Raw genomic sequence first — 12,756 nt, 5'->3', positions numbered from 1 at the left:
CGTTTGAATTTGCTTTGAAAAATTGGGAATAGTAACTAAAGATAAAAAACAAATGATTGATACAAGGAGGTCTCAACATGGGAAGAGCAAATAATCACAAATCATCACATAATAACAAAGGGTCACTGCCTCAAACACCAAAAGAGTTAAAAATTGCTCCGGATCAAGCAAATGAAGAATTTTCACGTGAGTTAGCGCAGCATCACGATGCTAAAGCGAAACAGGACTTAATTTTGAAACAGCAAAAAGAAAAGTAAGAGAAAAAGAGGTTGGACAAAAGTGTTTTAATTGAAGGGAAATCCGAACGATGAATGGAGATTCTTGATGGAGAATCCAACTCGTTCGGATTTTTTTGTGATGATGGTAAACGTAGGTTTCGGGTATGTAGTTGCTTCTAGCGGTTGATTTCGGTATGTCTCAATCTCTTCTATATATACCGCAAGATAAAAATACCTCAGTAACCATTTTGTAACATTATTTAATCATAGCGTAATAGTTTTTGAGGCTTTTTTCATTATAATTAAACCGAACATATTGAAAAATAAGTTCATAGAAACGTAACGTTCGGTTACATAATGGAGGAAAAAAATGAAAAAAGCCATCATTGGGTCTATAACGGCAGCGGCAGTCTTATTTAGTGGAGCCAGTCCGTTTATTGCACCTGCTCAAACAGTAGAAGCAGCGTCATATTCATACAAGGACACGGCTATTGCTACTGGTAAAAAATTAATTGGTGTTCCTTATAAATGGGGAGGTACAACAACAAAAGGTTTTGACTGCTCAGGATTTATTCAATACATTTTCAAAAAGGCTGGAAAAACACTTCCGCGCACAACGGAACAAATGTATCGAGTAGGGACAAGCGTTTCAAAAGCAAAGCTTCAAAAAGGAGATTTGGTTTTCTTTCAAACGTATAAAAAAGGTCCTTCACATGTAGGCGTGTACTTAGGAAATAATCAGTTTCTTCAAGCTTCTACGTCTAAAGGCGTGACGATTACATCTCTTAGCAACAGCTACTGGAAAGCACGTTATATTGGTGCAAAACGGATTTAACCATCCGTCATTTTTTTGAAAAACAACACTACATTATGTAGTGTTGTTTTTGTTTGCATATACATAACATATTGCCGATATTATTTTTTAACGTTTTATACAAAAAAATCCATATTCTATGAGATAATAACGTTAACACATTTTGTACTTTAACATAAGGAATATCCCACTCTATTCGAAAGTTTGGTGAGCGAAGATGAAGCGCTTAGTATGGAGTTATGGAATAGGTATTGTTGCAATAGTAGCAGTACTCTCATTTTTCTTTATGATGAAAGGTCAAACAGAGAAAGCCGTCGTTAGCGGGATTGTACCAAAAGCTCATGCGCAGGGAGAAAGAGTGAAGCAGCCCATCTCACAGTTCCGAGGAGTACAGCCTCATGAAGCAGATAATGAATTGAAAAATGTAAAAAACAACATGCCTGAAAAAGCGGATCCTCCTCCTTTTTTAGTCTACATTGACCCTGGTCATCAATCCCAGGCTAATCTAGAAAAGGAGCCAATCGGACCGGGATCAGCAGAAACGAAAATAAAAGTTTCCGGAGGCACATCAGGCGTTGTGACCAAGAAGCCGGAATACAAGCTAACGTTGGAAGCTTCTATGATATTAAAACAGCTGCTCGAAGAAAAAGGCATCACCGTAAAGCTTACTCGTAGTTCTGATAATGTAGATATCAGCAACCGGGAACGAGCGGAGCTTGCGAACAATTCAAAAGCTGATCTGCACATACGTATACATGCAGATGGTTCTGGAAATGCTTCTGTAAAAGGATTTTCTGTGCTTACTCCTGCAGAAGATAATTCGTATACAAAGTCTATTTATCAAAGCAGTCTGCAGGCATCTCAGGCTATTCTGACAGAGGTGAAAAAAGATCAGTTTGTCGAAGCAGACGGCATTCGCTATCGCAGTGATCTTTCAGGATTTAACTGGTCGACTGTACCCGTAACGCTAGTTGAACTGGGGTATATGACGAATCCAGAAGAAGACCGGAACCTGTCTGATCAGTCTTACCTTACAAAGCTGATGAATCATATTGCAGATGGTATAGCGGCATATGAAGAAATGAAAAAATAAAAGGTGAAAAGACCTATAAAAGCGTGTGACTAAATCAATTGATTTATGTCACACGTTTTTTTTGTCGTTCATATGATATAAAAAAGCATTTTTTCGACAAAAAAACGGACGAGCAGAAAAGAAAACTAGGTAAAATGCTTTAATTTTTATAGAACTGTGTCGATATAACGAAGGATATTAAAATGCGTTAGACAGTACATGAAAATGGGGGAACAAGATGAGAAAGTTAACGGCATTTGCTTTAGTACTAAGCGTACTGCTGTTTCAATTCACGCCGCTTGCTAGCGTGAAAGCTGAAACGGTAGAACCAGTTGTGTCTGTAAAATTAGTAAACTATTTAGGAGATCAGCATGCAATTACAATTAAGCCGTCTTATTTATACACTATTAAAAACTCGGATTTGGTCTTAAAGGCAAATACAGAGTATACGGTAACGGCAACAACTCAAGGTGTCACTCTAAAACAAGGAAGCACTATCTTAGGTGATTTTACAAGCTTTGAAATTACACCGTCTCTTTATAAAAATCCCATATCTATTAATGGCAGACAGTACTTAGGAGACGTTGCGTTTACAAATGAAAAAGGAACGTACGTCAGACCTGTTAATACGCTGCCGATTGAAGACTATTTAAAAGGCGTTGTGCCAAATGAAGTCTATACATCTTGGAACCTGCAAGCCTTAAAAACTCAGGCAGTAGCAGCGAGAACATACGCAATGAGCTATGCAGGAAAAGTAATCAATGACACGGTAAGCTATCAAGTATACGGTGGCTATACGTGGTACGACAGCACAAACAAAGCAGTAGATGAGACATTTGGACAAGTAGTCACATACAACAATAAATTAATCAACGCCGTTTTCTCATCAAGCAACGGTGGGAGAACCGAATCAAACAGTAATGCTTGGGGAGGAACTCAGCTTTCTTATTTCCCGGTGAAAGAAGATCCATACGATAAGCAGACGCCGTGGACGTTAGCTATTCAAAAAACGCAAATTGATTTAACAGGAAAAGATTTAGCTAACTATAGCGCTTGGTGGAATACGGTTTCTGAAAAAGATAAAACCGTTACGGATAATTTGAAGTCATGGTTAGTAGCCAATAAGCATCCTGGTAAAACCATTAAAATTACGTCTATTCCAAAGGTGAGTTTTTATGCTCCTTCATCAGGAGGCCGTGTGACTAAAGGTGCGATTACAGTGGACTACCTCGTTAAAGGAGATGTAGACAGTTCGCAAAAACTAGTGGTTCATCATTTGGAATTAACAGATTTAACATCGACGAAGCTAAAATCGATGTTAAACAGCCGTGCGATGCTTAGTCTGCTTGTAACGGAAACAAATGAAACAAGCACATCAACAACTTTTAATGGTAAAGGAAATGGACACGGTGTTGGGATGAGTCAATACGGTGCTCAAAAAATGGCAAGCGTAGGAAAAGACTATCGTGAAATTTTAGATTTTTATTATCCAACAACAACTCTTTTAAGTTTTTATACAACTAAATATCCGCGAAAAGAGCAGGAGCAAGAAGCACCGAAAGATATGGTTGCGCCTGATGCACCTTCAGTTAATACACTAGGAGACAACCAAACATCACTTACGGGCGTGACAGAACCAAATGCTTCTGTTATTGCAAAAGTGGAAAATGAAGTAATTGGAACGGGTCTTGCTGACGAAGCTGGAAAATTTGCAATTACGATTGTCAAGCAGCCAGCAGATACAAAAGTATCGGTAACCTCTAAAGATGCAGCTGAAAATGAAAGCACGGCCACAGTAGTGACCGTAACGGATCAAACGCCGCCTTCTGTTCCAATTGTAGATGAAGTAAGTGAACAAGATACGACCGTAACAGGCGTAACAGAAGCAAACGCCGCCGTGACGGTAAAAGCGGGCGATGCAATGTTCTCTGCAGTAGCGGATGGTAACGGTACATTTACTGTTTCAATTCCAGTACAAATAGGTGGAACAACAATAGCGGTAAGTGCAAAAGATAAAGCAGGAAACGAAAGTCAAGCTCCTTCTTTTGCGGTTAAATCTACGTTAAAAGCACCGCTTGCACCAAAAGTAAATGCAGTAAGTGATCAAGACACAATGCTTAAAGGAACGGCTGAAGCAAATGCGACGGTCATCGTTAAAAACGGAAGTCTTCAGCTTGCAGCAGGCAATGCAGATGCTAAAGGAAATTACAGCATCTCAATTGCGAAACAAGAAGCAGGAAGCACGCTGTCTGTAACAGCTCAAAATGCAGGTGGAACAAGTTCAGCCACTGCGGTAACCGTACAGGATAAAACGGCACCAGCTGCGCCAAAAGTAAACGCAGTAAGTGATCAAGATACAAAAGTTACAGGTACAGCAGAAGCAAATGCGACGGTTACTGTAAAAGTGGGAACAACAACTGTGGGAACGGCTAAAGCAGGTGCAAACGGAGCGTTTTCTGTTGCCATTTCTCTGCAAAAAGCGAATACAAAGCTAAGCGTACAAGCAAAAGATGCAGCAGGAAATAACAGCTCTGCATCGACTGTAATCGTTACAGCAAAGCAAAAAGCTCCGGTAAAACCGACAGTTAATGAAGTGAGTGATCGAAGTACAGCCGTTACGGGTACAGCAGAAGCAAATGCGACCGTTATCATTAAAAACGGAAGTCTTCAGCTTGCAGCTGGTAAAGCGGATGCCAAAGGAACATACAGCATCTCGATTGCAAAACAAAAAGCAGGAAGCAAACTGTCTGTAACGGCTGGAAACACAGCGGGCGTAAGTCCAGTTGTAACCGTAACCGTGCAGGATAAAACAGCACCCGTTACACCAAAAGTAAACGCTGTAAGCAATCAAGATACAGTCGTAACGGGAAGCACAGAAGCCGGCGCAGAAGTGCATGTGAAAATTGACAAAAAAGTAATTGGCAAAGGAAATGCAAAATCGGATGGAACGTTCAGCATCACCATTCCAAAGCAGCCTGCTTCTACAAAATTAGCTGTTATTGCAAAAGATGCAGCCAATAACTACAGCTCCAACACGTTTGTAACGGTCAGTGCCGCGCAGACAAAACCAGCGCTTCCAACCGTTAATACGCTTACTGAAAAAAGTACAGCCGTAACGGGAACAGGAGAAAAAAATGCTTCTATTTATATTAAAGCAGGCGGAAAGATTATTGCGAGCGGAAAAATTGATGGAAACGGCAAGTTCAGCGTAAAAATTCCTGCTCAAAAAGCAGGAACAGAAGTAACGGCCGTGCTGCAAAATAAAGTAGGATACAGCCCGTATAAAATTGTAAAAGTGCAAGACACAACCCCGCCGGCACCTCCGGCAGTGAATGCCGTTACGTCTTTGTCCACCTTTATCTCTGGAAAAACAGAAGCAAATGCCGTGATTACGATTAAAAGCGGTACAAAGCTGATCGCATCGGGCAAAGCAGATGGCAAAGGACAGTTTAAAGTAACTATCCCAAAACAAAAATCAGGCGTAAAGCTGGCTGTGACGGCAAAAGATGCCGCTGGAAATACAAGTTCAGCAGTCAATATAAACGTTAAATAAAAACAAAAAAGAATTCTCTGCGGAGGATTCTTTTTTTAGTGATTTTTAAGTGGGATAGAAGGTTACTAAAAAGTTACCTTAGAACTTTGAAGTGCCTAACTTACTTTAAAGTGGGTTCTATCTTTTTCTTTTTTTCTGTTTCATAATAACAAATGTAAAGAAATTAGCAGGGGGTTTTTTATAATGAGTAATCATTTGCAAGATACAGTAACACTTCACAACGGAGTCAAAATGCCTTGGCTTGGACTAGGTGTATTTAAAGTAGAAGAAGGGCCTGAATTAGTGAACGCGGTGAAAACAGCTATCGTCAAAGGCTATCGCAGCATTGATACGGCAGCTATTTATGGAAATGAAGAAGGTGTAGGAGAAGGAATTCGCCAAGGTCTGAAAGAAGCAGGTCTTTCACGCGAAGACATTTTTGTTACATCAAAAGTTTGGAACGCAGATTTAGGCTATGAAGAGACGCTGGCTGCTTACGAAACAAGCTTACAAAAGCTTGGCTTAGAATATTTAGATCTATACTTAATTCACTGGCCGGTAGAAGGTAAGTATAAAGCAGCGTGGAAAGCATTAGAAATGCTTTATAAAGAAGAAAAAGTAAGAGCTGTGGGCGTAAGTAATTTTCAAATTCATCATTTAGAAGACTTAATGAAAGATGGAGATGTTAAGCCTGTTATTAACCAAGTGGAGTATCATCCTCGTTTGACACAAAAAGAGCTGCATGCTTTTTGTCAAAAGCATGATATTCAGCTAGAAGCATGGTCTCCGCTTATGCAAGGAGAATTGCTAGATAACGATGTGTTAAAAGGAATTGCTGAAAAACACGGTAAATCAGTGGCTCAAATTATTCTGCGATGGGATCTGCAAAACGGAGTTGTAACGATTCCAAAATCGACAAAAGAACATCGTATTGTTGAAAATTCATCGTTATTTGATTTTGAATTGGATGCTGAAGACGTAAGCAAAATTGATGGATTAAATCAAAATCACCGGGTAGGTCCAGATCCGGACAATTTTGATTTTTAATAGAAGAACTAAGAGGCTGGGAGAAAAGTAATTTAGCCCAAGTGAAAAACGAACTATTCATCAACAAGTTTGATGAATAGTTCGTTTTTTTGTTATGGTGAATACAGCTTCATCTGTTTCGTCCCTTCTAGCCGTTGATTGAAGGGCAAGGCGAAGACTCCTGCGGGAAAAGCGGGACAGATGAGACCCCGCAGCAGGAGCGCAAGCGACGAGGAGGCTCAGCGCCCGCCCGCGGAAAGCGAAGCCTTGCACGGAAATCAACGGCGGTGTCATAAGCGGTTCAGCTCATGTATCTCATTTGTTCGTCTTTAGGTTGGATTCATTTAGTTATGTCCCGGCCTCTTTTTATGCATTATTACATAAATTTAACATTTTCTTCACAGTAAGCTAAAGGACGGGCCGTATGATAAAGAAAGGTCGTGAAAGATAGAGAAATCATTTCATTTTTAAGTGTAAAATAGGCGGTGTAACGATGACAAAACAAGCTTACTCTCACATACAATGTAAAAAAACATCAATGATTGATTTATTGCTGGATGCAGGGGTTTATAAAAAAGGAAACAAGCAGCTATATGAGCTTACGCTTCAAGAACTAGAAACAGAATACGAAGCTATTTCACAACAGCGCATATCCCGATGAAATTTTGATACATTGCTAGAATTTGTTATAATAGAGGAAAGGATAGGAGTTGATTTATATCGAAAAGCACCCGACAGACTCGCAGCCCATCCGTATGGATATCCTCGATTCTATATTTGCTAAAATGGTATTAAATAAGGCTATCCGAGATTTTAGAAGAGATCAAATTTTACGTGAAGTCGATCAAACATTAGAAGAAAGAAACAAAGAAAAATTTTTTCAATTAATTGAAGAATTAAAATCAATTTCGTAGAGGGCGTTCGCGCGATAGAATTTGATTTTATCATTTTAGCATATAAAAACAGGTAAGAAGCGGCATGCTTAGTTACCTGTTTTTTTGTTGTCTTATTGTAAACGAAGGCCTCACATAAGAAATGAACCTTATCACTGAACAGACAAAAAGAGCAAGTCTAATGTACTCACTCTTTTCAGAAAGGTATGGGTGTTACTGAGAAAATGAATGTCACTCTCTAAATGTTGCGTGTGGGGTTTAGAAAGTTCTATGCAACTGCATATTTTCTAATTCATTCGCTCTATGTATTGTTAAAGTAACAATATAACCATATCTTATCACATGAAGGAAATTCGATTCAATATATTTATTGATTTTCTTTTTAAATTGTTCTAAATAATTAGTGAATGTAAAAAAATGTTTTTATTGGGTGAATGTGTATCTATAAAAAAACAATAGAAAAATATAGTTGGTTTTTATGAGAGACATTTGTTTGTTTCTGACGGACTGTAAGCTTCAAAAGAGTACAATCCGTCCTGTAAATCAGTATTAAGAAAAAATGAGCTGAACCCAGTAGAACAGGAGGAAAAGAGTAACGATGGTGGTAAGCGGGATAACGATAAGTGATACCTTTAAATAATCTTTCCATTTTACCTTGATATGATTTTCTTTTAAAATATGCATCCAAATAAGAGAAGCCAGTGTTCCAATCGGCAATAAAAGCGAGCCCATATCACTTCCAATAATATTAGCAAGATAAATGGTTTTAAGAGTAATAGGATCGAGCCCCATTTCAGTCAAGGTAATGGTTCCGACCATTAGGGCGGGGTGATTATTAAACAAGTTAGAAAGAATGGAAACAAGTCCTCCCATGATAAAGCTTGCTTCAAAAAGTCCTCGATTTACAATTGGTTCGCAAACTTTTACAAGTAGCTCCGTCAAGCCTACGTTATGCAGTCCGTAAATAATAACGTACATCGAAAATGCAAAAACAAAAATGTGCCACGGCGTTTTCTTTAAAATATCAATTGGGTTTGTACGTAAGTGATACCATCTCCAAATAAGTAAGATCAGTGAGCCCAGTACAGCAACCAATTCGATTGGTATGCCGAAATAAGAGGCAACAAATAGGAGACAGCGCATAACAAACACAAATAATAAAACTTTCAGCATAAATTGTGTGCGTTTACGTTTTGTTTCAACAGAAATGCTTCCTTTTAAGGGGTGAAACTGTTTCGTAAAGAAACTCTCTTCTATATCTTTTGAAGCATGCGGCAGTTTTTTTGGCAAATGGCGTTTTACGACCGTATACATGAGCCAAGACATAAATAATAAACCAAGTGTCGCCGGTACGAACATCATCGCCGTGTGCATATAAAGCGACATATGAACAATTTTTAAGGCAATCAAATTGACAATATTACTTACACCTATAGGCGCGCTGGAAGCGGTAGCAATAAGCGCTCCACTTAAAAGGTAGGGGATCTGCTGGTGGGGTTTTAGCTGAAGGTTTTTCAAAAGTAGAATTAAAATTGGAGTGGTAATTAAAATACTGCCGTCATTATTAAATAGTAAAGTCATTAGAAAGCAAAGCAGTTGAATGTACCAATATAATCGGTACCCTGAGCCTTTGGATAAACTCACTAGCCGTGCAGCTGCCCAGTGGAAGAATCCGAAACTTTCTAATATGACGGCCATAACAATGGTGGCAATAATGGTGATAGAAGCGCCGCTTATCTTTCCGAAAATATCAACAATGTCTGATTTGGATACAATCCCTGTAAGTAGGATAATGGCTGCTCCTATGGATGCCGGCCATGCTTCGTTGATGCCGTTTGGCCTCCAAAAAATGACGAGCATTGTCATTGTAAACACGAAAATGGCAATTCCAATTTCAATATTCATCAGTATGCTCCTTTCTTCTAAAATTTGTAATGAATATACCCTTGCATGTCCCTTACACTCTATTTATATTCATTTATTACTAGAAGGATTGTGCATAAGACCATTTTTGCTAATATGTTTGTTTATCTTGCCAAGGCACGTATCATCTCGGGAGAGGAGCCTATAAAAAAGAGGCTGGGACATAACTAAACCCATCTAATCTAAAGAGAAATCAATTGGATAAAGGAGCTAGTAGGCATTGCTTTTTATATTGCTGTTGATTTCCATGCCAGCCTTTTCTTTCTGCTTGTCCCGCAGGAGTCTTCGTCTTGCACAGATAAAAGCCACTATATACATGAAACCTACGCTCACCATATCAATAAAAAAATCCGAACCATTCATCGTTCGGATTTTCCTTCAGCTAACATACTTTTGTTCCAGTCTGTTTAAGATTAGCAAGTATAGACTTTTTCGTGTAAAGTTAGCGCTTTTATCTGATCGTGATCAGGTTCGTAGCCGATGCCTGGTGTATCAGGAACGGAAATAATACCGTTGTCGACCGTGATTTCCGGATGAACGATATCACGCGGCCAGTATTTAGATGATGCGGCCGTATCTCCGGGAAGCGTAAAATTAGCAAGTGTGGTAATGGCAATATTATGTGCTCGTCCGATACCCGATTCCAGCATGCCACCGCACCATACGGGCACACCGTGAGTTTGACAAAGGTCATGAATTTTTTTGGCTTCTGTTAGTCCGCCTACTCGTCCAATTTTAATGTTAATAATTTGTGTGCTTCCAAGTTTAATAGCTTTTCGAACGTCTTCAGCTGAATGAATGCTTTCATCTAAGCAAATGGGCGTGCGCATGCGGGCCTGCAGTTCAGCGTGATCAATTAAATCATCATGAGCCAACGGCTGTTCAATCATCATTAAATCAAACTCATCAAGCTGAGCAAGGTGATCAGCATCTGCAAGCGTATAAGCAGAGTTCGCATCAACCATCAGGGGAATAGAAGGGAACTCGTTTCGAACTGCGCGCGTCAAGTTAAGATCCCAGCCCGGCTTAATTTTAATTTTGATCCGCTTATATCCTTCATTCAAGCCGGCTTCAATTTTTCGAAGCGTTTCGTCAATCGTAGGCTGAATGCCAACGCTAAGACCAACTTCAATTTGACTTTTACTGCCTCCTAGCGCCTTAGATAGAGAGAGGATTTGCCTGCGCGCATACAAATCCCAAACAGCGCCTTCTAACGCCGCTTTTGCCATGTAATTGCCTCGAATATGAGCAAAGCGTTGAGATACTTCGTCAGGGTGCTGAATTTCTTTCTCTTGAAGCAAGGGAATTAAAAAATCCTCCATAATGTGCCAGTTTGTTTTGAGCGTTTCTTCTTTATAAAAAGGATCCGCGCACGCTACGGATTCAGCCCAGCCGGATCGTCCGTCTTCGTCTTGAATTTCTACTAAAATAAAATCTCGATCCACTTCTTTTCCAAGACTTGTGGTAAACGGATGAAGTAAATCCATTTTTAAATGCCGTAAAATGACGTGTTTTATGTTCATTTTTGCACCTCTTTTTTCGTTAAAATATAAAAATGAACGGGTGCGCTGCTCTCTGGATGCTTCATGAAGTCTGTTACTTCAAATCCTTTTGCAAAACACGTTTGAAATACGCGTCTTGTTCGCATACGCCAGTCCAATGCCAGAGAAGGAGAAGCTTCTTTCATTTGCTGAAAAGCAGACGGAATAGCTACAGCTACAACGTCATCATTTAACAGTTTTTCGTCAATATCTCTAACAGAAGGAAATCCTTCATCCGTTAACGTCCATTGAATGAGCGATGCGTCCATTATTTGTTCTGGCGTATAAAGAGGCTGAGCTCGTTTTGTATCTTCTGCGGATGCCCATTCTACAACGAATCGATCAGAAGGCAAGTCAGCATTTAACGGATCGTTCATGTCTCCGTAGCAGTTTTCAATATACGTAGAACAAACGGCTCCAAGCTTTCCAATATTTAAATACCCATTGGCGCTTTCTAGAGGATCATACGTCCAGCTAATATATGAATAACCCTTTTTTTTACTTTCTTGCCGCTGCGCATGCTTAAGCTTGGCACCGATACCCATGCTGCGATAGGCAGGGTCAACTGCTAATATATGAGAACATAAATAGACGCACGTTCCGTCAAACCCTGGAAAACTATATTGAAAGCCAATCAGCTTTTCATTTAGAAACGCACCAAGAACAAGACCTCCATTTTTAACAGCGGTCAAGGTTTGATGGACAGGCGTGGCTTCTTCTTTCCCCCAGACGCGGCTTTCTAATGCGCGTACCTCTTCTAGTTCAGTGGTTGTTGTAAGTGAACGAATCGTTAAGGCTTCAGTCATTTGTCTACTTCCTTTCTATTATCTATTCTAAAAAGATGCCTTGCTCGGCATAGAGTTTTTCCAAGTGTTCTTGTCGTTTTCCAGCCGTTTTTTCATCTCTTTTTTGCATGCTGCTAATTACAACTTGAGATAGGGCAAGAAGCGATAAAATATGTTCGGTTGTTCCGGCTAAAAGCGTGATATCAGCGATTTGGCCTACCGGAGACAAACGGCGGTCTGTAATGGCAATTACTTTCGCTCCTTGTTTTTTAGCCTGCTGAGCTACTTCGAGCGCTTCTTTTGTATAGCGCGGCAGTGAAAATACAACAACAGCAGATTCACTAGTAAGATTGCATAGCGTTTCAAGCAAAAATCCTGTTGGAAAGGATAAAAGAACATGATTGCGAAGCTGATTCATTTTATAATACAGCCAGTAAGCCGCCGTATGAGATTCACGGAAACCTGCAATATACACTTGATCACTTTTGATAAGCGCATCTACAGCTTGAGATAATTCTTTTTCGTCAACAGGGGAAAGCCATTCACTAAAAGGTTTCTTTTCTTCCGCTGCAGAATCAGCTGCAGGCTTGCTAGCTGATTCTTTTGATTCGGCAGAAGAAAGCCATTCTTTTCGCATTAGCTCCTGCAAATCGGAAAAACCATTTAACCCCAGTGCGTAAGCTAGACGAATAACGGTTGTTTCACTGACACCTGCTTCTTTGCCAATTTGCCCAGCCGTGTACAGCGAGCCTTTTTCCGTAAAATTAACGAGAAACTCAGCTACTTTTTTTTGACCGCGAGAAAGGTTAGGGAATTTATGTTTAATTAATTCTTGAAATGATTGCTTCATATAGCCTCCTAGAAAAGAAGTTATAACTTCATAAAAATATATTAATGCATTTTTAACTTCATTTCAATTGCTGTTTCAAAATAAAAAGAAGTCCTCGTGATA

The 12,756-nt window shown here is 39.6% G+C and carries 12 protein-coding genes; 8 read left to right on the top strand and 4 right to left on the bottom strand.

The window, feature by feature from the left end:
• Positions 1-77: 77 nt before the first annotated feature.
• From AC4NPH_RS09740 to AC4NPH_RS09705, 8 genes are all read left to right on the top strand, one after another.
• On the top strand, positions 78-257 hold the full coding sequence (locus AC4NPH_RS09740) for a YfhD family protein (protein WP_013055768.1): 180 nt from the start codon (positions 78-80) through the stop codon (positions 255-257).
• 331 nt (positions 258-588) lie between these two features.
• Positions 589-1,053: a C40 family peptidase gene (locus AC4NPH_RS09735; protein ID WP_013055770.1), complete on the top strand. Its 465-nt coding sequence runs from the start codon at positions 589-591 to the stop codon at positions 1,051-1,053.
• A gap of 196 nt (positions 1,054-1,249) precedes the next feature.
• Entirely contained in the window at positions 1,250-2,125 is an 876-nt protein-coding gene (locus AC4NPH_RS09730) for an N-acetylmuramoyl-L-alanine amidase family protein (RefSeq protein WP_098598567.1), read from the top strand.
• Between the two features lie 217 nt (positions 2,126-2,342).
• Entirely contained in the window at positions 2,343-5,657 is a 3,315-nt protein-coding gene (locus AC4NPH_RS09725; RefSeq protein ID WP_098598566.1) for an Ig-like domain-containing protein, read from the top strand.
• Positions 5,658-5,840: 183 nt separating this feature from the next.
• Positions 5,841-6,683 (top strand): aldo/keto reductase, encoded by an 843-nt coding sequence (locus AC4NPH_RS09720; protein ID WP_080518329.1) that lies wholly within the window; start codon positions 5,841-5,843, stop codon positions 6,681-6,683.
• Positions 6,684-6,817: 134 nt separating this feature from the next.
• The gene (locus tag AC4NPH_RS09715) at positions 6,818-6,958 is read left to right on the top strand and encodes a hypothetical protein (RefSeq protein ID WP_170959560.1); all 141 of its coding nucleotides are present in this window, start codon (positions 6,818-6,820) and stop codon (positions 6,956-6,958) included.
• Positions 6,959-7,155: 197 nt separating this feature from the next.
• Positions 7,156-7,323 (top strand): Fur-regulated basic protein FbpA, encoded by a 168-nt coding sequence (locus AC4NPH_RS09710; protein WP_013055774.1) that lies wholly within the window; start codon positions 7,156-7,158, stop codon positions 7,321-7,323.
• A 49-nt stretch (positions 7,324-7,372) separates the two neighbouring features.
• Positions 7,373-7,576 (top strand): IDEAL domain-containing protein, encoded by a 204-nt coding sequence (locus tag AC4NPH_RS09705; protein ID WP_016766443.1) that lies wholly within the window; start codon positions 7,373-7,375, stop codon positions 7,574-7,576.
• 528 nt (positions 7,577-8,104) lie between these two features.
• Here AC4NPH_RS09705 and AC4NPH_RS09700 read toward each other — a convergent pair.
• From AC4NPH_RS09700 to AC4NPH_RS09685, 4 genes are all read right to left on the bottom strand, one after another.
• On the bottom strand, positions 8,105-9,460 hold the full coding sequence (locus AC4NPH_RS09700; RefSeq protein ID WP_013055776.1) for an arsenic transporter: 1,356 nt from the start codon (positions 9,458-9,460) through the stop codon (positions 8,105-8,107).
• A gap of 431 nt (positions 9,461-9,891) precedes the next feature.
• The gene (gene menC / locus AC4NPH_RS09695) at positions 9,892-11,001 is read right to left on the bottom strand and encodes an o-succinylbenzoate synthase (protein ID WP_098597938.1); all 1,110 of its coding nucleotides are present in this window, start codon (positions 10,999-11,001) and stop codon (positions 9,892-9,894) included.
• The gene (locus AC4NPH_RS09690; RefSeq protein ID WP_053486920.1) at positions 10,998-11,825 is read right to left on the bottom strand and encodes a GNAT family N-acetyltransferase; all 828 of its coding nucleotides are present in this window, start codon (positions 11,823-11,825) and stop codon (positions 10,998-11,000) included. The genes menC and AC4NPH_RS09690 overlap by 4 nt, the downstream gene beginning before the upstream one ends.
• Before the next feature lie 22 nt (positions 11,826-11,847).
• The gene (locus AC4NPH_RS09685) at positions 11,848-12,654 is read right to left on the bottom strand and encodes a MurR/RpiR family transcriptional regulator (RefSeq protein ID WP_098598565.1); all 807 of its coding nucleotides are present in this window, start codon (positions 12,652-12,654) and stop codon (positions 11,848-11,850) included.
• Positions 12,655-12,756 lie beyond the last annotated feature (102 nt).

It is taken from the genome of Priestia sp. MDV22-iso46 (genome assembly GCF_058629175.1).
The sequence above is the reverse complement of the archived record's forward strand: the minus strand, read 5'-3'. Positions and strand labels throughout refer to the sequence as shown.

Bases quoted from the DNA above. Each gene is read 5' to 3' on its own strand.
- AC4NPH_RS09740 (WP_013055768.1), top strand. From the start codon at position 78: ATGGGAAGAGCAAATAATCACAAATCATCACATAATAACAAAGGGTCA.
- AC4NPH_RS09735 (WP_013055770.1), top strand. From the start codon at position 589: ATGAAAAAAGCCATCATTGGGTCTATAACGGCAGCGGCAGTCTTATTT.
- AC4NPH_RS09730 (WP_098598567.1), top strand. From the start codon at position 1,250: ATGAAGCGCTTAGTATGGAGTTATGGAATAGGTATTGTTGCAATAGTA.
- AC4NPH_RS09725 (WP_098598566.1), top strand. From the start codon at position 2,343: ATGAGAAAGTTAACGGCATTTGCTTTAGTACTAAGCGTACTGCTGTTT.
- AC4NPH_RS09720 (WP_080518329.1), top strand. From the start codon at position 5,841: ATGAGTAATCATTTGCAAGATACAGTAACACTTCACAACGGAGTCAAA.
- AC4NPH_RS09710 (WP_013055774.1), top strand. From the start codon at position 7,156: ATGACAAAACAAGCTTACTCTCACATACAATGTAAAAAAACATCAATG.
- AC4NPH_RS09700 (WP_013055776.1), bottom strand. From the start codon at position 9,460: ATGAATATTGAAATTGGAATTGCCATTTTCGTGTTTACAATGACAATG.
- menC (WP_098597938.1), bottom strand. From the start codon at position 11,001: ATGAACATAAAACACGTCATTTTACGGCATTTAAAAATGGATTTACTT.
- AC4NPH_RS09690 (WP_053486920.1), bottom strand. From the start codon at position 11,825: ATGACTGAAGCCTTAACGATTCGTTCACTTACAACAACCACTGAACTA.
- AC4NPH_RS09685 (WP_098598565.1), bottom strand. From the start codon at position 12,654: ATGAAGCAATCATTTCAAGAATTAATTAAACATAAATTCCCTAACCTT.